This window comes from Klebsiella sp. 1SOBk10mer (assembly GCF_046602535.1).
Lineage (GTDB): Bacteria > Pseudomonadota > Gammaproteobacteria > Enterobacterales > Enterobacteriaceae > Klebsiella > Klebsiella quasipneumoniae.
This window is the reverse complement of sequence record NZ_JBKIUP010000013.1, coordinates 24,920-45,349: the sequence shown is the minus strand read 5'-3', so window position 1 is coordinate 45,349 and position 20,430 is coordinate 24,920. Positions and strand designations below refer to the sequence as shown.

At 57.4% G+C, this 20,430-nt stretch carries 20 protein-coding genes and 1 other annotated feature; of the genes, 15 read left to right on the top strand and 5 right to left on the bottom strand.

The genetic code is table 11. The features are described from left to right. The 3 genes from yidD to rpmH are packed head-to-tail and all read right to left on the bottom strand — an operon-like array spanning position 1 to position 737. Positions 1 to 258, bottom strand: coding sequence for a membrane protein insertion efficiency factor YidD (gene yidD, locus ACLH1I_RS23075; protein WP_004151536.1), 258 nt, complete (start codon positions 256 to 258; stop codon positions 1 to 3). Further along, positions 222 to 581 (bottom strand): ribonuclease P protein component, encoded by a 360-nt coding sequence (gene rnpA, locus ACLH1I_RS23070; RefSeq protein WP_004151535.1) that lies wholly within the window; start codon positions 579 to 581, stop codon positions 222 to 224. Before rnpA ends, yidD begins: the two co-directional genes overlap by 37 nt. Before the next feature lie 15 nt (positions 582 to 596). Then, entirely contained in the window at positions 597 to 737 is a 141-nt protein-coding gene (gene rpmH / locus ACLH1I_RS23065; RefSeq protein ID WP_000831330.1) for a 50S ribosomal protein L34, read from the bottom strand. Positions 738 to 1,358: 621 nt separating this feature from the next. Here rpmH and dnaA point away from each other — a divergent pair. The 8 genes from dnaA to ACLH1I_RS23025 all read left to right on the top strand — a co-directional run bounded on the left by dnaA (position 1,359) and on the right by ACLH1I_RS23025 (position 12,216). After that, positions 1,359 to 2,762, top strand: coding sequence for a chromosomal replication initiator protein DnaA (gene dnaA, locus ACLH1I_RS23060; RefSeq protein ID WP_080848123.1), 1,404 nt, complete (start codon positions 1,359 to 1,361; stop codon positions 2,760 to 2,762). 4 nt (positions 2,763 to 2,766) lie between these two features. After that, a complete protein-coding gene (gene dnaN, locus ACLH1I_RS23055; protein ID WP_004145090.1) occupies positions 2,767 to 3,867 on the top strand; it encodes a DNA polymerase III subunit beta in 1,101 nt (366 codons plus the stop codon). A gap of 148 nt (positions 3,868 to 4,015) precedes the next feature. Further along, the gene (gene recF / locus ACLH1I_RS23050) at positions 4,016 to 5,089 is read left to right on the top strand and encodes a DNA replication/repair protein RecF (protein ID WP_004202283.1); all 1,074 of its coding nucleotides are present in this window, start codon (positions 4,016 to 4,018) and stop codon (positions 5,087 to 5,089) included. A 28-nt stretch (positions 5,090 to 5,117) separates the two neighbouring features. Beyond that, positions 5,118 to 7,532, top strand: a complete 2,415-nt coding sequence (gene gyrB, locus ACLH1I_RS23045; RefSeq protein ID WP_060656538.1) for a DNA topoisomerase (ATP-hydrolyzing) subunit B — start codon at positions 5,118 to 5,120, stop codon at positions 7,530 to 7,532. A 198-nt stretch (positions 7,533 to 7,730) separates the two neighbouring features. Further along, entirely contained in the window at positions 7,731 to 8,543 is an 813-nt protein-coding gene (yidA, locus tag ACLH1I_RS23040) for a sugar-phosphatase (protein WP_004202280.1), read from the top strand. Positions 8,544 to 8,693: 150 nt separating this feature from the next. Continuing rightward, positions 8,694 to 9,776, top strand: a complete 1,083-nt coding sequence (locus ACLH1I_RS23035) for a hypothetical protein (protein ID WP_151629351.1) — start codon at positions 8,694 to 8,696, stop codon at positions 9,774 to 9,776. A gap of 20 nt (positions 9,777 to 9,796) precedes the next feature. Next, positions 9,797 to 10,912, top strand: a complete 1,116-nt coding sequence (locus ACLH1I_RS23030; protein WP_162869295.1) for a BamA/TamA family outer membrane protein — start codon at positions 9,797 to 9,799, stop codon at positions 10,910 to 10,912. A gap of 77 nt (positions 10,913 to 10,989) precedes the next feature. Next, positions 10,990 to 12,216 carry a DUF3748 domain-containing protein gene (locus tag ACLH1I_RS23025; protein ID WP_151629353.1) on the top strand — a complete coding sequence of 409 codons (1,227 nt, stop codon included), beginning with the start codon at positions 10,990 to 10,992 and terminating at the stop codon, positions 12,214 to 12,216. A 1-nt stretch (position 12,217) separates the two neighbouring features. Here ACLH1I_RS23025 and ACLH1I_RS23020 read toward each other — a convergent pair whose 3' ends face one another. Continuing rightward, complete coding sequence (locus ACLH1I_RS23020) at positions 12,218 to 12,550, bottom strand: YceK/YidQ family lipoprotein (protein WP_004202272.1); 333 nt, start codon at positions 12,548 to 12,550, stop codon at positions 12,218 to 12,220. Between the two features lie 244 nt (positions 12,551 to 12,794). Beyond that, positions 12,795 to 12,870, top strand: a sequence feature (ROSE (Repression Of Heat Shock gene Expression) occurs in the 5'-region of heat shock genes and acts as an RNA thermometer to modulate expression.). Between ACLH1I_RS23020 and ibpA the strand changes: the two genes are divergently transcribed. From ibpA to ACLH1I_RS23005, 3 genes are all read left to right on the top strand, one after another. Next, positions 12,864 to 13,277, top strand: coding sequence for a small heat shock chaperone IbpA (gene ibpA / locus ACLH1I_RS23015; RefSeq protein WP_004151523.1), 414 nt, complete (start codon positions 12,864 to 12,866; stop codon positions 13,275 to 13,277). (Overlaps the previous feature by 7 nt.) A gap of 116 nt (positions 13,278 to 13,393) precedes the next feature. After that, complete coding sequence (gene ibpB, locus ACLH1I_RS23010; RefSeq protein WP_004145074.1) at positions 13,394 to 13,822, top strand: small heat shock chaperone IbpB; 429 nt, start codon at positions 13,394 to 13,396, stop codon at positions 13,820 to 13,822. Positions 13,823 to 13,967: 145 nt separating this feature from the next. After that, a complete protein-coding gene (locus ACLH1I_RS23005; RefSeq protein ID WP_154982372.1) occupies positions 13,968 to 15,629 on the top strand; it encodes a putative transporter in 1,662 nt (553 codons plus the stop codon). On the opposite strand, the gene ACLH1I_RS23000 is transcribed toward ACLH1I_RS23005, so the two are convergent. After that, on the bottom strand, positions 15,597 to 16,343 hold the full coding sequence (locus ACLH1I_RS23000; RefSeq protein ID WP_147734123.1) for a GntR family transcriptional regulator: 747 nt from the start codon (positions 16,341 to 16,343) through the stop codon (positions 15,597 to 15,599). The two genes, ACLH1I_RS23005 and ACLH1I_RS23000, sit on opposite strands and share 33 nt — an antisense overlap. 298 nt (positions 16,344 to 16,641) lie before the next feature. Here ACLH1I_RS23000 and ACLH1I_RS22995 point away from each other — a divergent pair, with 298 nt between their 5' ends. From ACLH1I_RS22995 to ACLH1I_RS22980, 4 genes are all read left to right on the top strand, one after another. After that, positions 16,642 to 18,264, top strand: a complete 1,623-nt coding sequence (locus ACLH1I_RS22995) for an alpha-glucoside-specific PTS transporter subunit IIBC (RefSeq protein ID WP_004202268.1) — start codon at positions 16,642 to 16,644, stop codon at positions 18,262 to 18,264. After that, entirely contained in the window at positions 18,261 to 19,583 is a 1,323-nt protein-coding gene (locus tag ACLH1I_RS22990; RefSeq protein ID WP_017899668.1) for a 6-phospho-alpha-glucosidase, read from the top strand. The genes ACLH1I_RS22995 and ACLH1I_RS22990 overlap by 4 nt, the downstream gene beginning before the upstream one ends. Positions 19,584 to 19,683: 100 nt before the next feature. Next, a complete protein-coding gene (locus ACLH1I_RS22985; RefSeq protein WP_004202264.1) occupies positions 19,684 to 20,031 on the top strand; it encodes a YidH family protein in 348 nt (115 codons plus the stop codon). Then, entirely contained in the window at positions 20,021 to 20,383 is a 363-nt protein-coding gene (locus ACLH1I_RS22980) for a DUF202 domain-containing protein (RefSeq protein ID WP_004202261.1), read from the top strand. The genes ACLH1I_RS22985 and ACLH1I_RS22980 overlap by 11 nt, the downstream gene beginning before the upstream one ends. Positions 20,384 to 20,430: the final 47 nt, after the last annotated feature.

Here is a 20,430-nt window from a genome sequence, read left to right as displayed (position 1 = left end):
TTAGTGTTCTCTGGTATCAAATGGTCCAGGCGGGACGGGATCGTCACCACCAGGGTGTAAAGGGTGGCATTTTAATACGCGTTTCATTGTCAACCAACTGCCTTTTATCACTCCAAACCTGCGTAAGGCCTCAATTCCGTATTGAGAACAGGTTGGGGTGAAACGACAATGCGGCCCGAGTAGCGGACTAATCAGGCGCTGATAAACTCGAATCAGGCCGATCAGGACCCGCGAGCCAGGCGACAATGGCGGCGCCATAATTTTTCCAACGCTTCCGAGAGAGCACGGTTATCGAGGTCGGCAACCCCTCTTTTCGCCACCACCACGAAATCCATAGGTGGGAGTTCATGTTGACGCAAACGAAAACTTTCACGCGTCAGACGTTTAATCCGATTGCGTTCATGTGCGCGTTTCACGTTTTTCTTGGCGACGGTGAGACCGATGCGGGGATGCCCCAGCGAATTCAGGCGGCCGAGGATGGTGATTTGCGGCGTGCCAGCCCGTTGTGGCTGCTGGAAGACGAAAGTGAAATGACTGGGAGTTAACAAGCGTAACTCCCTGGGAAATGCGAGCTTAACCACGCAGGGTTAGCTTTATTACTTGGAAACGGTCAGACGAGCGCGGCCTTTAGCACGACGACGTGCCAGAACCTGACGACCATTTTTAGTAGCCATACGAGCACGGAAGCCGTGAGAACGGTTGCGCTTCAGTACAGACGGTTGAAAAGTGCGTTTCATGGCGATTTCTACCTAAACTTGAATAAATTCACTGACTTTTGCGTAGACCCGAACGAACTTCGAACGACTTACGCCTCAGCGTGGGTGATTAAAGAGGCCGGATTGTAATAATTGTACACTCCGGAGTCAATTCTCTTTCCTTATTTCTCGCACCTCGTCGCACAAAAAATAAGCTGAGACGTGTGACGAAAACGGGCATTACGCGCCGGGTGGGGGATTATACGGCCTGGCCAGTAAAGCGCAAGGATCCTGAAGGATCTTTGTTAGATCGTTTGCGCCCAAAAGCGGCATAGCTCATTAATTTTTCCAATATGCGGCGGAAATCGTGCTTCACTCCTTCCAGGATCGATTACACTTACCCGGTTTCGATCCTTCCTGTGGATAAATCGGGAAGAATCTGTTGAGAAACACAAGATCTCTTTCTCAGTTTAGGCTATGATCCCCGGTCCCGATCGCGATCCCCGGATCCGCAGCGGGAAATAACCGCAGATAGCGGTTCGCACGTCACCCCTTTTGTGCAGGGGCTTTTCGGCTAATGCAGGGTCTTGTCGACGTGTGCCAACAATCACGATTGTTTCAGTTTTTCTTTGATATCGATTTTATGTTCGAGTGGAGTCCGCCGTGTCACTTTCGCTTTGGCAGCAGTGTCTTGCCCGATTGCAGGATGAGTTACCAGCCACAGAATTCAGCATGTGGATCCGCCCATTGCAGGCGGAACTGAGCGATAACACGCTGGCACTGTATGCGCCAAACCGTTTTGTGCTCGACTGGGTAAGGGACAAATACCTCAATAATATCAATGGACTCCTCAATGATTTTTGCGGTGCGGACGCCCCGCAGCTGCGTTTTGAGGTGGGCGCTAAGCCCGCCAGCTCGCTGCAGAAAGGGGCGGTAAGCCCGGCCGCAGCGACTATCCCGGCGGCGCAGGTGCAGACCGCGCGCGTGGCGCCGACGATCGTGCGCTCTGGCTGGGATAATGTCCCAGCGCCAGCGGAGCCGACCTACCGTTCTAACGTTAACGTGAAACACACGTTTGATAACTTCGTCGAAGGTAAATCTAACCAGCTGGCCCGCGCGGCGGCGCGTCAGGTGGCGGATAACCCGGGCGGCGCCTACAACCCCCTGTTCCTTTATGGCGGGACGGGTCTGGGCAAAACCCACCTGCTGCACGCGGTGGGGAACGGTATCGTGGCGCGTAAACCGAACGCCAAAGTGGTCTATATGCACTCGGAGCGTTTCGTTCAGGACATGGTTAAAGCGCTGCAGAACAACGCCATCGAAGAGTTTAAGCGCTACTACCGATCCGTTGACGCCCTGCTGATCGATGACATTCAGTTCTTCGCCAATAAAGAGCGATCCCAGGAAGAGTTTTTCCATACCTTCAATGCCCTGCTGGAAGGTAATCAGCAGATCATTTTGACCTCGGATCGTTATCCCAAAGAGATCAACGGCGTTGAAGATCGTCTGAAATCCCGCTTCGGCTGGGGGCTGACGGTGGCGATCGAGCCGCCGGAGCTGGAAACCCGCGTCGCGATCCTGATGAAAAAAGCCGATGAGAACGACATCCGCCTGCCGGGTGAAGTAGCGTTCTTTATTGCCAAGCGTCTGCGCTCAAACGTGCGTGAGCTGGAGGGGGCGTTGAACCGCGTTATCGCCAACGCCAACTTCACCGGCCGGGCGATCACCATCGATTTCGTGCGCGAAGCGCTGCGCGATTTGCTGGCGCTGCAGGAAAAACTGGTCACCATCGACAATATTCAAAAGACGGTGGCGGAGTACTACAAGATTAAGGTAGCGGATCTGCTGTCCAAACGCCGCTCCCGTTCGGTGGCGCGTCCTCGCCAGATGGCGATGGCGCTGGCCAAAGAGCTGACCAACCACAGCCTGCCGGAAATCGGCGATGCGTTTGGCGGCCGCGACCATACCACCGTGCTGCACGCCTGCCGCAAGATTGAGCAGCTGCGTGAAGAAAGCCACGACATTAAAGAAGATTTTTCCAATTTAATCAGAACATTATCCTCGTGACGCTATGAAATTTACCGTAGAACGTGAACATTTATTAAAACCGCTGCAACAGGTGAGCGGTCCGTTAGGTGGTCGTCCGACGCTGCCCATTCTCGGTAACCTGCTGCTTCAGGTCGCGGACGGCGCGCTGTCGCTGACCGGTACCGATCTTGAAATGGAGATGGTGGCGCGCGTGGCGCTGGTTCAGCCGCACGAAGCGGGCGCCACCACCGTTCCGGCGCGTAAATTCTTTGATATCTGCCGCGGCCTGCCGGAAGGCGCGGAGATCGCGGTGCAGCTGGAAGGCGATCGCATGCTGGTGCGTTCCGGCCGCAGCCGCTTCTCGCTGTCGACCCTGCCCGCTGCCGATTTCCCGAATCTTGACGACTGGCAGAGCGAGGTGGAATTTACCCTGCCGCAGGCGACCATGAAGCGTCTGATCGAAGCGACCCAGTTCTCGATGGCGCACCAGGATGTTCGTTACTACTTAAACGGTATGCTGTTCGAAACCGAAGGCAGCGAACTGCGCACCGTTGCTACCGACGGCCACCGTCTGGCGGTCTGTTCGATGCCGCTGGAAGCGTCGCTGCCGAACCATTCGGTGATCGTGCCGCGTAAAGGGGTGATTGAGCTGATGCGGATGCTCGACGGCGGTGATACGCCGCTGCGCGTGCAGATTGGCAGCAATAACATCCGCGCCCACGTCGGCGATTTTATCTTCACTTCGAAGCTGGTTGATGGCCGTTTCCCGGATTATCGCCGCGTATTGCCGAAAAATCCGGATAAACACCTCGAAGCGGGCTGCGATATTCTGAAGCAGGCTTTTGCCCGCGCGGCGATTCTCTCCAATGAGAAATTCCGCGGCGTGCGGCTGTACGTGAGCGAAAATCAGCTGAAAATCACCGCCAATAACCCGGAGCAGGAAGAAGCGGAAGAGATTCTGGACGTGACCTACGCCGGAACGGAGATGGAGATTGGCTTCAACGTTAGCTACGTGCTGGATGTGCTGAACGCGCTGAAGTGCGAGAATGTACGGATTCTGCTGACGGATTCAGTGTCGAGCGTGCAGATTGAGGATGCGGCTTCGCAATCCGCCGCCTACGTTGTCATGCCAATGCGATTGTAGAATCTGCAAGGGGGCTGGTTTACTTGCCATTTCGCCTTCCGGCAGTGCTCGAAATGCTCACGTACTTCGTGTACGCTCCGCTTTCTGCGCGCTGGCGGTAGACGAACTGGCTGCGACACCCACGCCCCTTGAATGATGACGAGCTGATATGTCGCTATCCCGACTCCTGATCAAAGACTTCCGCAATATTGAACATGCGGATCTCGCTTTATCTCCCGGCTTTAACTTCCTGGTTGGCGCCAACGGCAGCGGCAAAACCAGCGTGCTGGAAGCCATTTACACGCTTGGCCACGGCCGGGCGTTTCGCAGTTTGCAAATTGGCCGGGTGATCCGCCACGAGCAGGATGCGTTTGTTCTGCACGGGCGTTTACAGGGCGAAGAGCGGGAAACCGCCATCGGCCTGACCAAAGACAAACAGGGCGACAGCAAGGTGCGTATCGACGGCACCGACGGCCACAAAGTGGCGGAGCTGGCGCACCTGATGCCGATGCAGCTGATTACGCCGGAGGGGTTTACTTTACTCAACGGCGGCCCCAAATACAGAAGAGCATTCCTTGACTGGGGATGCTTTCATAACGAAGCCGGATTCTTCACCGCCTGGAGCAACCTGAAGCGCCTGGTCAAGCAGCGCAACGCCGCGCTGCGTCAGGTCAGCCGCTATGCCCAGCTGCGGCCATGGGATCTGGAATTAATCCCGCTGGCGGAGCAGATCAGCCGCTGGCGTGCCGAATACAGCGCCGCTATCGTCGAAGACATGGCGGATACCTGTCAGCAATTTTTACCGGAATTCTCGCTCTCTTTCTCCTTCCAGCGCGGCTGGGAAAAAGAGACCGACTACGCTGAAGTGCTGGAGCGGAATTTCGAGCGCGACAGAATGTTAACCTATACCGCCCACGGCCCGCATAAAGCGGATTTCCGTATTCGTGCCGACGGGGCGCCGGTGGAAGATACCTTGTCGCGCGGGCAGCTTAAGCTGCTGATGTGCGCCCTGCGTCTGGCGCAGGGCGAGTTCCTCACCCGCGTCAGCGGGCGGCGCTGCCTGTACCTGATAGATGATTTTGCCTCGGAACTCGATGATGCCCGCCGCGGTCTGTTATCCAGTCGCCTGAAAGCGACGCAGTCGCAGGTTTTCGTCAGCGCGATCAGCGCTGAGCACGTTATGGACATGTCGGACAAAAATTCGAAGATGTTCCGCGTGGAAAAAGGTAAAATAACGGATTAACCCAAGATTAAATGAGCGAGAAACGTTGATGTCGAATTCTTATGACTCCTCCAGTATCAAAGTCCTGAAAGGGCTGGATGCGGTGCGTAAGCGCCCGGGTATGTATATCGGCGACACGGATGACGGCACCGGTCTGCACCACATGGTATTCGAGGTTGTGGATAACGCTATCGACGAAGCGCTCGCGGGTTACTGCAAAGATATCGTGGTGACCATCCACAGCGATAACTCCGTCTCCGTCCAGGATGACGGCCGCGGCATCCCGACCGGCATTCACCCGGAAGAGGGCGTCTCCGCAGCGGAAGTTATCATGACCGTCCTGCACGCTGGCGGTAAATTCGATGATAACTCCTATAAAGTCTCCGGCGGTCTGCACGGCGTAGGCGTCTCGGTGGTAAACGCCCTGTCGCAGAAGCTGGAGCTGGTTATCCAGCGCGATAACAAAGTTCACAAGCAGATGTACGAACACGGTGTGCCGCAGGCGCCGCTGGCCGTGACTGGCGAAACCGACAAAACCGGCACCATGGTGCGTTTCTGGCCAAGCCTGGAAACCTTCACCAACGTCACCGAGTTTGAATACGATATCCTGGCGAAACGCCTGCGCGAGCTGTCGTTCCTGAACTCCGGGGTCTCTATCCGCCTGCGCGATAAGCGCGACGGCAAAGAAGATCATTTCCACTACGAAGGCGGCATCAAGGCGTTCGTTGAGTATCTCAATAAGAACAAAACGCCGATCCATCCGAATATCTTCTATTTTTCTACGGAAAAAGACGGTATCGGTGTGGAAGTGGCCCTGCAGTGGAACGATGGCTTCCAGGAAAACATTTACTGCTTTACCAATAACATTCCGCAGCGTGACGGTGGTACTCACCTTGCCGGCTTCCGTGCGGCGATGACCCGTACCCTCAACGCCTACATGGACAAAGAGGGCTACAGTAAAAAAGCGAAAGTCAGCGCCACCGGCGACGACGCCCGTGAAGGCCTGATTGCCGTGGTATCGGTGAAAGTGCCGGATCCGAAATTCTCCTCACAGACCAAAGACAAGCTGGTCTCCTCCGAGGTGAAATCGGCGGTTGAGCAGCAGATGAACGAACTGCTGAGCGAATACCTGCTGGAAAACCCGTCCGATGCGAAAATCGTGGTCGGCAAAATTATTGACGCCGCGCGCGCGCGCGAAGCCGCGCGTCGTGCCCGTGAGATGACCCGCCGTAAAGGCGCGCTGGATCTGGCTGGCCTGCCGGGCAAACTGGCGGACTGCCAGGAACGCGACCCGGCGCTCTCCGAACTGTACCTGGTGGAAGGGGACTCTGCGGGCGGCTCTGCTAAACAGGGTCGTAACCGTAAGAATCAGGCGATCCTGCCGCTGAAGGGTAAAATCCTCAACGTTGAGAAAGCCCGCTTCGACAAGATGCTCTCTTCTCAGGAAGTGGCCACGCTGATCACCGCTCTGGGCTGCGGCATCGGCCGCGATGAGTACAACCCGGACAAACTGCGCTATCACAGCATCATCATCATGACCGATGCGGACGTCGACGGCTCGCACATTCGTACCCTGCTGTTGACCTTCTTCTATCGTCAGATGCCGGAGATCGTCGAGCGCGGCCACGTCTATATTGCCCAGCCGCCGCTGTACAAAGTGAAGAAAGGCAAACAGGAACAGTACATTAAAGACGACGAAGCGATGGATCAGTATCAGATCGCTATCGCTCTTGACGGTGCGACCCTGCATACTAACGCCAATGCGCCGGCGCTGGCGGGCGAACCGCTGGAAAAACTGGTTGCCGAGTTTAACGCCACCCAGAAAATGATTGGCCGCATGGAGCGCCGCTTCCCGAAAGCGCTGCTGAAAGAGCTTATCTATCAGCCGACCCTGACCGAGACCGATCTGGCTGACGAACAGAAGGTGACCCGCTGGGTGAACACGCTGGTATCCGAGCTGAATGAGAAAGAGCAGCACGGCAGCCAGTGGAAATTTGATCTCCACGAGAACAAAGAGCTGCAGCATTTTGAACCGGTTATTCGCGTTCGTACCCACGGCGTGGACACCGACTATCCGCTGGATAATGAGTTCATTATGGGGCCGGAATATCGCCGTATCTGTACCCTGGGTGAGAAACTGCGCGGCCTGATGGAAGAAGATGCTTACATCGAGCGCGGCGAACGTCGTCAGCCGGTGGCCAGCTTCGAGCAGGCTCTGGACTGGCTGGTGAAAGAGTCCCGTCGCGGCCTCTCTATCCAGCGCTATAAAGGTCTGGGCGAGATGAACCCGGATCAGCTGTGGGAGACCACCATGGATCCGGACAGCCGCCGCATGCTGCGCGTCACCGTCAAGGATGCCATTGCTGCCGATCAGCTGTTCACCACCCTGATGGGTGATGCGGTTGAACCACGTCGCGCCTTTATCGAAGAAAACGCCCTGAAAGCGGCGAATATCGATATCTAAGCCGTGTTCCCCCGGAGCGAGTTTGCCCGGGGTAACGGAATGTCTGAGCCCGGTCGCATGGCGCGACCGGGCTTTTCTTTGCCAGTAAAAGAGGAATCCTCTGCTGCGGTTCCATCCCCCTTTCTGGCCGACACTTTTACTGTTTTTTGAGCGGAATCGCGTTAGCATGAGGGAAGACTCATCTTACCCGGGGATCCTATGGCTATTAAACTGATTGCAATCGATATGGACGGCACTCTGCTGCTGCCAGACCATACCATCTCTCCTGCGGTGAAAGCCGCCATTGCCGCGGCGCGTGAGCGCGGCGTCAACGTGGTGCTGACCACCGGCCGCCCTTACGCCGGCGTTCACAGCTATCTGAAAGAGCTGCATATGGAGCAGCCGGGTGATTACTGCATTACCTACAATGGCGCGCTGGTGCAAAAAGCCGGGGACGGCAGCACCGTGGCGCAAACCGCGTTGAGCTATGACGACTATCGCTTCCTCGAACAGCTTTCCCGCGAGGTCGGCTCCCACTTCCACGCGCTCGATCGCAATACGCTGTATACCGCAAACCGCGATATCAGCTACTACACCGTGCATGAATCCTATGTGGCGACCATCCCGCTGGTGTTCTGCGAAGCGGAAAAGATGGACCCTGAGATCCAGCTGCTGAAAGTCATGATGATCGATGAGCCGGCGATCCTCGACCAGGCCATCGCCCGTATCCCGGCGGAAGTGAAAGAGAAGTACACCGTGCTGAAAAGCGCGCCTTACTTCCTCGAAATACTGGATAAACGCGTCAATAAAGGCACCGGCGTGAAGTCGCTGGCCGATGCGCTGGGTATCAAACCGGAAGAGATTATGGCGATTGGCGATCAGGAAAATGATATCGCGATGATAGAATTTGCCGGCGTCGGCGTGGCGATGGATAACGCCATTCCGGCGGTTAAAGAGGCGGCGAACTTCATTACCAAATCGAACCTCGATGATGGCGTCGCCTTCGCTATTGAAAAATACGTTTTAGCGTAAGCTTCCTTCAGGCCCGGCGTTCTTCGGGCCTGTCTTCTCTTTTTTCATGAACAGATGTTAATCCGCATTTAAATCCCTTATTCCGCACAGGGGATTCTATAAGCTACCCGCCCTCTTTTTTTGCAATTCAGAACTAACATCAGATTTTTCATGAATAAACGCCATTATTTGATGTTGGTTACGCTGCCATTCGCCTCTGTTCAGATTTGCGCGGCCGCGGAACCAACGACGCCGCTTGAGCCGGCGTACGCCTATCACGGCGCCGAGCCTGCGGATCTGCCGGCGCCGGTCGACACCGAGACTGAGACAGCGGAATCGGCGCCGATATTGCCATTTCTAGGCGATGAGGCCAGAAAACGTGGCTACGTCCTGCCGCTGCCGTTTGGCGTCAGCATTAACTATATGGATATGCGGCAGAATATTAATGTCGACAGCATTAGCTTCACCGGCCTGTCGCTGGACGGCCGCAATATCGATTGCGGTAAGGATCCTGTTTGCAAACACGCCGTGAAGAACATTTTCGCTAATGGGCCGGTCTCGCTGGACAACGCCTTCCAGATTGGCGTTGGTCATACGCGGGAAAGCAGCAAAACCGAGACGCTCAAGCTGGATGCCTGGCTGCTGCCGTTTATGAATGTTTATGGTCTCGTCGGACACACCGAGGGACACTCCATTTCGCAGATTGCCGTCGGCCTGAAGGGACCGAACGGCAAAGTGGTGCCCATGCCCGGGATGCAGGACCTCGACTTTCGCCTCGATTTTAAAGGTACCACCTATGGGATGGGCACCACGCTGGTGGGCGGCGTCGGCAACTGGTTTACGGTGCTGGACGCTAACTACACCCAGACCCGCTTTGATATCCTCGACGGCAGCATTGATGCGTTTACCTTTTCGCCGCGCGTAGGCTATCGTTTCAATACGCCTTCGGTCGATGCGCTACATCTCCCCGCCGGTAAGCTGAACCTGTGGGTCGGCAGCATGTATCAGGACGTGCAGCAGGAGTTTAAGGGCAGCCTTAACGATCTCTCGATGCCGTCGCCGCTGCTGCAGAATATGGTCAACCTGGCCAACCAGGACAATAACGGTCGCTTCGATGTGAAGCAGCATCTGCAGTCGCCGTGGAACGTGCTGGTGGGCGCACAGTATGAGCTGACGCAGAATTTTAACATCACCACGGAGTTTGGTTTTGCCGAACGTAACAGCTTCTTTATCTCCGGTGAGTATCGCTTTTGAGCCGACCGCTTAACCCTGTTCTGTTGCTTCTGACATGCGCGCTATGCGCGCCGGTCCAGGCCAAGGCCATCAGCCGCGAGCAAATCGACGGCTGGCTGCAGCATCTCGGCGCCAGCGATAAGTTCGACGCCAGCAAAGGCATTGACTGGGGCATGATGCCCGGTCCGTTTTATACGCCGGAGCTGGGGCTGGGCATCGGCACTGCCGTCGTCGGTCTCTACCGTCCCGATCCGCAGGATACCACCAGCCAGAATTCCACGCTGACGCTCAGCGGCTACGCCAGCTCCACCGGCGCCTTTGGCCTTAGCGTGAAAAACTACGCTTTTTTTGACCACGACCGATGGCGAATTTTTGTTGATGGTTCAATGGCCAACACCCCGACGTACTTCTGGGGACAAGGCTTTCATGCCGGCGATAAAGACAACGAAAAAGAGAAATATACCGCCCAGGTGCTGACCCTGCGCCCGACGGTCTACCGGCAGCTCATCGACAATGTTTATCTCGGCGCTGGATGGTCGCTGGCGGCGCAGAATGCCGATAAGATGGACCATAACGATCTGCCGAAAATTGAAAATACCCCGCAGGGACCGTCGGTATTCAGCTCGGGTGCCAGCGTCGCGCTCAACTGGGACGATCGCGACTTCGTCCCCAATCCGCGCCGGGGTCAGTATGCCAACTTCCGTTACACCCACTATGCGCCCGGCTTAGGCAGCGATACCCGCTTTGAAGAATTTCAGCTGCACTACAGCCATTATCATGCCCTCAGCGAGAAGAGCGTCCTCGCCTGGGAGGCCGATGGCGCCTTCACCCAGGGCGAGGTACCGTGGAGCATGATGCCGCTGCTGGGCAGCGATGAACGGATGCGCGGCTACTACCAGGGGCGCTACCGGGATAAAAACGTCGTCAGCGGTCAGCTGGAATATCGCCGGCAGCTCACCTGGCGGCACGGGATTGTCGCCTGGGCCGGGGCGGGAACCATGGGGCCTTCACTGTCGTCGCTGAATAATGGCCGCTGGCTGCCTTCGGCGGGCGTTGGCTACCGCTTTGAATTCAAACCTCGTGTTAACGTTCGCCTCGACTACGGTATCGGCAAAGGCAGCAGCGGCTTTTACTTCCAGGTCGGCGAAGCGTTTTAAGCTCGTCGCCGGGCATTCAACCCGGTGCGGATTGCGGTATGCTAAGGCTACTCTCATATCGGCCCGGTCAGCACACCATGAAACAAGTTACCTTTGCTCCTCGCAACCACCAGCTCACCAACACCCGCACCTGGACCCCCGACAGCCAGTGGCTGGTGTACGACGTCCGCCCGTCCGGCGCGTCGTTCACCGGCGAGACCATAGAGCGAGTGAACGTAAACAGCGGCGCGGTGGAGACCATTTATCGTGCCACGCAAGGCGCGCACGTCGGCGTGGTGACCGTGCATCCAACCCAGGAGCGCTACGTGTTCATTCACGGCCCCGAGCGGCCGGATGCACAGTGGCAGTATGATTTTCATCACCGTCGCGGGGTGGTGGCCTTTCAGGATACCGTCGAGAATCTGGACGCCATGGACATTACCGCCCCTTACACCCCCGGGGCGCTGCGCGGCGGCAGCCACGTCCATGTCTATAGCCCCAACGGCCGACTGGTCAGTTTTACCTACAACGATCATGTGCTGCATGAGCGCGACCCGGCGTTGGATCTGCGCAACGTCGGCGTGGCGGCGCCGTATGGACCCGTGACGCCGCCGGGCCACCATCCGCGCGAATACGGCGGCAGCCACTGGTGCGTGCTGGTGAGCCGCACGACGCCGACTCCCGCGCCGGGCAGCGATGAGATTAATCGCGCCTATGAAGAGGGCTGGGTCGGGAACCATGCGCTGGCGTTTATTGGCGATACGCTGGCGGAAAACGGCGACAAAGTCCCGGAGCTGTTTATTGTCGAGCTGCCGCAGGATGAAGCCGGCTGGAAGCAGCCCGGCGGGGCGCCGCTGGCGGGCACCGCAACCACGATGCCGGCGCCGCCGGCGGGCGTCAGTCAGCGTCGTTTGACCTTCACCCACCATCGCCGCTACCCGGGGCTGGTGAACGTTCCGCGCCACTGGGTGCGCGCCAATCCGCAGGCGACGGCGATAGCCTTTCTGATGCGCGACGACGCCGGCGTAGTGCAGCTATGGCTTATTTCCCCGCGGGGGGGCGAGCCGCGGCAGTTGACGCATCACGCGTCGGGTATCCAGTCGGCGTTTAACTGGCATCCGTCGGGAGAGTGGCTGGGCTTTGTACTGGAGGGGCGGATTGCCTGCTGTCATGCCGGCACAGGCGATATCACCTTTTTAACCGAGGCGCATGCTCATGCGCCCTCGGCGGACGCGATCGTCTTTTCGCCAGACGGTAAACAGATTGCCTGGATGGAGGAGGTGGACGGTTATCGTCAGCTGTGGGTTACGCAGACCGGGCGATAACTTACTGGGCAGGCATCGGCGCTGGCGGGATCACCGAGTTGGTCGCCAGCGTGGCCTTCTCGCTCTTTTCGACCCGAGATTTGATTGAGCTGTCGGTGCGGAACATATCCCACGGCAGCAGCAGGGTATCCATGACGGCGGTGAACGGCATGTCCAGCGCCACCAGCGATTTCACACCCCAGTTGGTATTGCTGTCCCCCAGCGTTTGCGCACTGGATCGCGTGCCCGGATAGGTTCCCTCTTTGCCACCGGTATGTGACATTACGCTGGAGCAACCGCTCAGGCTTATTATCCCGCTGAACAGGACCAGCTTTAACAGTCGTCTGCTTTTCATTGTTCTTCCATCGTCGTTTCGGGCGTTGAGATAACCTTGTTGGGTTATATCGGGCCATCCCGTGAATGCATAGCGTTATTGCGCCGCACTGTGGCGGGCATCGCACTTTGCTTTTTGTGCTCCTCCCCCCAGTCTAAGCAATCATCGGCAAACTGCAAAAAAAAACGCCCCGAATCCCTTGAAAAGGACGGGGAGAAACCCATTTTATAGGTGTAACCCGCTGAGAATACGCCTGAGGGGTATTCCGGATTACCGCGGCCTGTCCACGATGGAAGGTCATTTGATTCTCGCTGATTTTCAGGAGCTATTTATTATGCGTAACTTCGATCTCTCCCCGCTTTATCGTTCAGCCATTGGTTTCGACCGCCTGTTTAACCTGCTGGAAAACAATCAAAGCCAGAGCAATGGCGGCTACCCTCCGTATAACGTCGAGCTGGTAGACGAAAACCACTATCGCATCGCCATCGCGGTGGCCGGCTTTGCTGAAAGCGAACTGGAGATCACCGCCCAGGACAATCTGCTGATCGTCAAAGGCGCCCACGCTGCCGAGCAGAAAGAGCGGACCTACCTGTATCAGGGGATCGCCGAGCGCAACTTCGAGCGCAAATTCCAGCTAGCGGAAAACATTCATGTCCGCGGCGCCAACCTGGTAAACGGTCTGCTGTATATCGATCTGGAACGGGTGATCCCGGAAGCGAACAAGCCGCGCCGTATCGAAATCAACTAATTGTCTCTCTCAGGCCGCAAGGCGGCCTGATGTAACAACCTGCTCGCCGTCAGGGAGCAGATGCGAATTCACGCAATTCGCAGACATTCACTCGCTTCTTAGAAGGAGAAAACAGTATGCGTAACTACGATTTATCCCCCCTGCTGCGTCAATGGATCGGTTTTGACAAACTGGCCAGCGCCCTGCAAACCGCCGGTGAAAGCCAGAGCTTCCCGCCCTATAACATCGAAAAAAGCGACGATAACCACTACCGCATCACCCTTGCGCTGGCCGGTTTCCGTCAGGAAGATCTGGATATTCAACTGGAAGGCACCCGCCTGGTGGTAAAAGGCACACCGCAGCAGCCGGAAAAAGAGACCACCTGGCTACACCAGGGGCTGGTGAGCCAGGCCTTCAGCCTGAGCTTCACCCTCGCTGACAACATGGAGGTCTCTGGCGCGACCTTCACCAACGGTCTGCTGCATATCGATCTGACCCGCAATGAGCCTGAGCAGATCGCCCCGCAGCGTATCGCCATCAGCGAACGACCGGCGTTAAATAGTTAATTAAGCGAAAAACTTATAAAGCCCCGATTTTCGGGGCTTTTTTGTGCCTGTCTGTTTGCTGGTATTGTGCGCCAGGCAGCATACAACCCGCCTGGCCGCGGTCATAATCCCTGTTAATAATAATGTTATTCACAGGGACGGTACCATGAGTGAGATAGCATTGACGGTCAGCGTACTGGCGCTGGTGGCGGTGGTTGGGTTGTGGATCGGCAATGTCAAAATCCGCGGCGTTGGCTTTGGTATTGGCGGCGTGTTGTTTGGCGGCATTATCGTCGGTCACTTTGTCGATCAGGCGGGCGTCGCCCTCAGCAGCCCGATGCTGCATTTTATTCAGGAATTCGGCTTGATCCTGTTTGTCTACACCATCGGTATCCAGGTGGGACCGGGCTTTTTCGCCTCGCTGCGGGTCTCAGGCCTGCGGCTCAATCTGTTCGCTATCCTGATCGTGATTCTCGGCGGCCTGGTCACCGCGGTGCTGCATAAGCTGTTCAATATTCCTCTCCCGGTGGTGCTTGGCATCTTCTCCGGCGCGGTGACCAACACGCCGGCGCTGGGGGCCGGGCAGCAAATCCTGCGCGATCTCGGGGTGCCGTTCGAGGTGGTCGATCAGATGGGGATGAGCTACGCGATGGCGTATCCGTTCGGCATCTGCGGCATTCTGCTGACCATGTGGCTGGTGCGCCTGTTCTTTCGCATCAATGTCGAGAAAGAGGCCCAGCAGTTTGAGGAGAGCAGCGGCAACGGCCATGCCCATTTGCACACCATCAACGTGCGTGTGGAGAACCCCAACCTCCACCAGATGGCGATTCAGGATGTGCCGATGCTCAACAGCGACAATATCGTCTGTTCGCGGCTGAAGCGCGGTGAGCTGCTGATGGTGCCTGCGCCGGGAACCCTTATCCAGGCCGGCGATCTGCTGCACCTGGTGGGGCGGCCGGAGGATCTGCACAATGCGCAACTGGTGATCGGCCAGGAGGTGGCCACCTCGCTGTCAACGCGCGGCACCGACCTGAAGGTGGAGCGGGTGGTGGTGACTAACGAGAAAGTGCTGGGGAAGAAAATACGCGATCTGCACGTCAAACAGCGCTATGACGTGGTGATCTCCCGGCTTAATCGCGCAGGCGTCGAACTGGTGGCCAGCAGCAGCGCCAGCCTGCAGTTTGGCGATATCCTCAACCTGGTCGGCCGTCCGGAGGCGATTGACGCCGTGGCCGCCGAGCTGGGTAACGCCCAGCAGAAGCTGCAGCAGGTTCAGATGCTGCCGGTATTTATCGGCATCGGCCTCGGGGTACTGCTGGGTTCTATCCCGTTGTTTATTCCCGGCTTCCCCGCCGCCCTGAAGCTGGGGCTGGCCGGGGGGCCGCTGATTATGGCGCTGATTCTCGGGCGCATCGGGAGCATCGGCAAGCTGTACTGGTTTATGCCGCCGAGCGCCAACCTGGCGCTGCGCGAGCTGGGGATCGTGCTGTTTCTGGCGGTGGTCGGGCTAAAATCGGGGGGCGACTTTGTGGTGACCCTGACCCAGGGCGATGGCCTGAGCTGGATCGCTTACGGCATTTTCATCACCGCCATCCCGCTGCTGACGGTAGGCATTCTCGCGCGCATGCTGGCGAACATGAACTATCTGACGCTGTGCGGCATGCTGGCCGGCTCGATGACCGACCCGCCGGCGCTGGCCTTCGCCAACAATCTGCACGCCACCAGCGGCGCGGCGGCGCTCTCTTACGCTACCGTCTATCCGCTGGTGATGTTTCTGCGGATTATCACCCCGCAGCTACTCGCCGTGCTGTTCTGGGGGCTGAGCTAGCGGGCCGTGCGTCTGGACGCGGCGCAGATGGTAGTCCACCTGATACTCGCTGGCGTTGCGGAACATGACCGAATAGTTAAGAAACTCGCCGCTGTCGCTGTAGGAAAGGGAGGTAATACGCAGCAGCGGCGTCTGCTCCGGGACGTTCATTGAGCGCGCCAGCTGCTTGTCCGCCAGCACCGGCGTCAGCGTTTCATAGTTCCCGCTGATGATGATCCCGCACTCCTTCTCAATATAATCAAATTTCGACCCTTCCAGATGACTCAGCGACAGGTTGCGGAACAGCTTCACCGGCATATAGCTATCCTCCAGCATCAGTGGCTTGCCGTCGACGAAGCGCACCCGCCGTGAGAAGTAGATCCGTTCATCAATTTTAATCCGCAGCAGACTGGCGATGGCCGGCGGGGCGGGCATCACCTCGAAGGCCAGCACCTGACTCACCACCTCTTTACCCTGTTTGCGCAGCACTTCCGCCAGGCCGGTGAGATTGCTGGTTTCATGATGGACGTCTTTGCGCGCCACGTAGGTCCCCGAGCCGTGACGACGGACCACCAGCCCCCAGTCCACCAGCAGGTCGATGGCTTTGCGGATGGTCATGCGCGCCACCCCGAACTCCTCGGCCAGTTTTTTCTCTCCCGGCAGCGGGCTGCCGATGGCGAAGTCGGCAGAATTCAGCCGTAGCCGCAGGCGGTCAGCAATGGATTTGTAGATCACCAGTAGTCCTCTTGTACAGGAAAGGGCGAGGTTATTTTCTTCACCTGTCAGCAAAAAATAGGTTTTAAGACAGATAGTTATTATCCATTCATTAGATCGATTACATCCTTTAGCTTATCGATGTCTAACTTTTGTTATGAAAGTAGACAACGTTGGCCAAATTAAAACCATGAAAGCGATCACGAATCGCAACGGCGCGGCATGTTGTCGGACGGGCAAATTCCTATTCTCGAGTGAGGCCGGTAACCAAGAAAAAGAAGGCCATTCACCCTACGAGTTGTTATATGAGGATTTCCCAATGCTCAGTCAAATACAACGCTTTGGCGGCGCCATGTTTACCCCGGTTTTATTGTTTCCTTTCGCCGGGATCGTGGTCGGTATCGCCATTATGTTGCGCAACCCGATGTTCGTCGGCGAAGCGCTGACCGCACCCGACAGCCTGTTTGCACAGATCGTTCACATCATCGAAGAGGGCGGCTGGACCGTCTTTCGTAATATGCCGCTGATTTTCGCCGTCGGCCTGCCGATTGGCCTGGCGAAGCAGGCCCAGGGCCGGGCCTGTCTGGCGGTACTGGTGAGCTTTCTCACCTGGAACTACTTTATCAATGCCATGGGGATGACCTGGGGCCACTTCTTCGGCGTCGACTTTTCCGTTGAACCCACGGCCGGCAGCGGCCTGACGATGATTGCGGGGATTAAAACCCTCGACACCAGCATTATCGGGGCGATCGTCATCTCCGGCCTGGTGACGGCCCTGCATAATCGCTATTTCGATAAACCCCTGCCGGTGTTCCTCGGCATCTTCCAGGGCTCATCGTTTGTGGTCATTGTCGCCTTCCTCGCGATGATCCCCTGCGCCTGGCTGACGCTGCTCGGCTGGCCAAAAGTCCAGCTGGGTATTGAATCGCTACAGGCCTTCCTGCGCTCTGCCGGCGCGCTTGGGGTGTGGGTTTACATCTTCCTTGAGCGCATTCTGATCCCCACTGGCCTGCACCACTTCGTCTATGGCCCGTTCATCTTTGGCCCGGCGGTGGTGGAGGGGGGACTACAGGTCTACTGGGCAGAGCATCTGCAGGCGTTCAGTCAGAGTACGGAACCGCTAAAGACGCTGTTCCCGGAGGGCGGCTTTGCCCTGCACGGTAACTCGAAAGTGTTTGGTTCGGTGGGTATTGCGCTGGCGCTCTACTTCACCGCCGCGCCGGAAAATCGCGTCAAGGTTGCCGGCCTGCTGATCCCCGCCACGTTGACCGCGATGCTGGTCGGGATCACCGAGCCGCTGGAGTTCACCTTCCTGTTCATCTCGCCGCTGCTGTTCGCCGTCCACGCGGTGCTGGCGGCGTCCATGGCGACGGTAATGTACATCTGCGGGGTGGTGGGCAATTTCGGCGGTGGCCTGCTCGACCAGTTCTTGCCGCAAAACTGGATCCCAATGTTTCATCACCACGCCTCGATGATGTTCATTCAGATAGGTATTGGTCTCTGTTTCACCGCTCTCTACTTCGTGGTCTTCCGCACCCTGATCCTGCGTCTGAACCTGAAGACGCCGGGCCGGGAAGAGAGTGAAATCAAGCTCTACAGCAAGGCCGACTATCAGGCAGCGCGGGGTAAAACCACGGCGGCGGCCGTGCCAGAGACCCGGCTGGGCCAGGCCGCTGGCTTCCTGCAGGCCCTCGGCGGCGCCGGCAACATTGAAAGTATCAATAACTGCGCCACCCGACTGCGCATCGCGCTGGTCGATATGGCGAAAACGCAAAGTGACGACGTCTTTAAAGCGCTGGGCGCCCACGGGGTAGTTCGCCGCGGCAACGGGATTCAGGTCATCGTCGGCCTGCACGTTCCCCAGGTGCGCGATCAGCTGGAAAACCTGATGAAAGATTCTCTTTCGACCGAACATACCACCATGACGGAGGCAGTATCATGAAAAAATTCTCAGTTGTTATCGCAGGCGGCGGCAGCACCTTCACTCCGGGCATTGTCCTGATGCTGCTGGCAAACCAGGATCGTTTTCCGCTGCGGTCGCTGAAATTTTACGACAACGACGGTGCGCGCCAGGAGACCATCGCCGAGGCGTGCAAAGTGATCCTCAAAGAGCAGGCACCGGAGATTGAATTCAGCTATACCACCGATCCGCAGGCGGCATTTACCGATGTTGATTTCGTCATGGCGCATATCCGCGTCGGGAAATATCCGATGCGTGAACAGGATGAGAAAATCCCGCTGCGCCACGGCGTGCTGGGCCAGGAGACCTGCGGACCGGGCGGGATCGCCTACGGTATGCGGTCTATCGGCGGCGTGCTGGAGCTGGTGGATTATATGGAAAAATATTCGCCGAACGCCTGGATGCTCAACTACTCCAACCCGGCGGCGATTGTGGCGGAAGCCACCCGCCGTCTGCGGCCAAACGCCAAAATCCTCAACATCTGCGATATGCCAATCGGTATCGAAGGGCGGATGGCGCAGATTGTTGGCCTCAAAGACCGTAAACAGATGCGCGTGCGCTACTACGGCCTTAACCACTTCGGCTGGTGGACTTCGATTGAGGATCTCGACGGCAACGATTTGATGCCAAAACTGCGCGAATATGTGGCGAAATACGGCTATGTGCCGCCTTCTAACGACCCGCACACCGAGGCCAGCTGGAACGACACTTTTGCCAAAGCGAAAGATGTGCAGGCGCTGGATCCGCAGACCATGCCGAATACCTATCTGAAATATTACCTGTTCCCGGACTACGTGGTGGCCCACTCCAACCCGGAACGCACCCGCGCCAATGAGGTGATGGATCATCGCGAGAAAAACGTCTTCAGCGCCTGCCGGGCGATTATTGCCGCCGGGAAATCCTCCGCTGGCGATTTGGAAATTGACGAACACGCGTCGTATATCGTCGATCTGGCGACGGCCATCGCCTTTAACACCCAGGAAAGGATGCTGCTGATTGTGCCGAACAACGGCGCGATCCATAACTTTGACGCTGACGCGATGGTGGAAATTCCTTGCCTGGTGGGTCACAACGGGCCGGAGCCGCTGACGGTCGGCGACATCCCGCACTTCCAGAAAGGGATGATGAGCCAGCAGGTGGCGGTGGAAAAACTGGTGGTCGATGCCTGGGAACAGCGCTCTTACCACAAGCTGTGGCAGGCGATTACCCTGTCGAAAACCGTGCCGAGTGCCTCGGTGGCAAAAGCGATCCTCGACGACCTGATTGCCGCCAACAAAGATTACTGGCCGGAGCTGCATTAATCCCCGCCGTTGACCGGCGCCCTGCGGGGCGCCGGTTCTTCTCCCCGGTTCCTGATTTACGCTATGCTGAAGCCTGCTGCGCGATGAACAAGGAACCGTCATGAAAATCTCCCGCCTCGGCGAAGCGCCGGATTACCGCTTTTCGCTGGCTAACGAACGTACCTTTCTGGCATGGATCCGCACGGCGCTCGGTTTTCTCGCCGCTGGCGTCGGTCTTGACCAGCTGGCGCCAGACTTTGCCACGCCGCTGATCCGTGAAATTCTCGCCCTGCTGCTGTGCCTGTTTGCCGGCGGCATGGCCATCTATGGCTATCTGCGCTGGCTGAATAACGAGAAGGCGATGCGCCTGAAGCAGGATCTCCCCTATACCCGGACGCTGCTGGTGATTAGCATCCTGCTGCTGGCGGTGGTGGTCGCGGTGATGCTGCTGGTGCTGTATGGCGGATAAACGCCGGGCGCGGCGGGAAAGCGACCCGGGACTACAGCCAGAGCGTACCTCGCTGGCCTGGTTTCGCACCCTGTTGGGCTATGGCGCGCTGATGGCGCTGGCGATTAAGCACAGCTGGCACCGCGCCGGACTGCCTTTCTGGCTATCGATCGGCGTGCTGACGATAGTGGCGGTGATACTCTGGGGCTATACCCGCCGTCGTCATCTGATGGACATCGACGACAGCGATTTTTTACAGCCGCGGGCGGTTCGTGACAAATTTTTGATCGCACTCGCAGTACTTTCTTTGGCATTCCTGTTTGCTGTTACTCACCTTCAACAGATCGTTTTATTCATTAGGGATATGTCATGACAGGATGTCCGGCGAATTTGCCTCTTACTCATGCCCCCGGCCAGCAC

Excerpts from the sequence above, each read along its gene's own strand:
- ACLH1I_RS22985 (WP_004202264.1), top strand. The coding sequence starts at position 19,684 with ATGAAAATCTCCCGCCTCGGCGAAGCGCCGGATTACCGCTTTTCGCTG.
- ACLH1I_RS23025 (WP_151629353.1), top strand. The coding sequence starts at position 10,990 with ATGAAACAAGTTACCTTTGCTCCTCGCAACCACCAGCTCACCAACACC.
- ACLH1I_RS22990 (WP_017899668.1), top strand. The coding sequence starts at position 18,261 with ATGAAAAAATTCTCAGTTGTTATCGCAGGCGGCGGCAGCACCTTCACT.
- dnaN (WP_004145090.1), top strand. The coding sequence starts at position 2,767 with ATGAAATTTACCGTAGAACGTGAACATTTATTAAAACCGCTGCAACAG.
- ibpB (WP_004145074.1), top strand. The coding sequence starts at position 13,394 with ATGCGTAACTACGATTTATCCCCCCTGCTGCGTCAATGGATCGGTTTT.
- ACLH1I_RS23005 (WP_154982372.1), top strand. The coding sequence starts at position 13,968 with ATGAGTGAGATAGCATTGACGGTCAGCGTACTGGCGCTGGTGGCGGTG.
- rpmH (WP_000831330.1), bottom strand. The coding sequence starts at position 737 with ATGAAACGCACTTTTCAACCGTCTGTACTGAAGCGCAACCGTTCTCAC.
- yidA (WP_004202280.1), top strand. The coding sequence starts at position 7,731 with ATGGCTATTAAACTGATTGCAATCGATATGGACGGCACTCTGCTGCTG.
- ACLH1I_RS22995 (WP_004202268.1), top strand. The coding sequence starts at position 16,642 with ATGCTCAGTCAAATACAACGCTTTGGCGGCGCCATGTTTACCCCGGTT.
- yidD (WP_004151536.1), bottom strand. The coding sequence starts at position 258 with ATGGCGCCGCCATTGTCGCCTGGCTCGCGGGTCCTGATCGGCCTGATT.
- ACLH1I_RS23020 (WP_004202272.1), bottom strand. The coding sequence starts at position 12,550 with ATGAAAAGCAGACGACTGTTAAAGCTGGTCCTGTTCAGCGGGATAATA.
- ACLH1I_RS23035 (WP_151629351.1), top strand. The coding sequence starts at position 8,694 with ATGAATAAACGCCATTATTTGATGTTGGTTACGCTGCCATTCGCCTCT.
- ibpA (WP_004151523.1), top strand. The coding sequence starts at position 12,864 with ATGCGTAACTTCGATCTCTCCCCGCTTTATCGTTCAGCCATTGGTTTC.
- recF (WP_004202283.1), top strand. The coding sequence starts at position 4,016 with ATGTCGCTATCCCGACTCCTGATCAAAGACTTCCGCAATATTGAACAT.
- ACLH1I_RS22980 (WP_004202261.1), top strand. The coding sequence starts at position 20,021 with ATGGCGGATAAACGCCGGGCGCGGCGGGAAAGCGACCCGGGACTACAG.
- gyrB (WP_060656538.1), top strand. The coding sequence starts at position 5,118 with ATGTCGAATTCTTATGACTCCTCCAGTATCAAAGTCCTGAAAGGGCTG.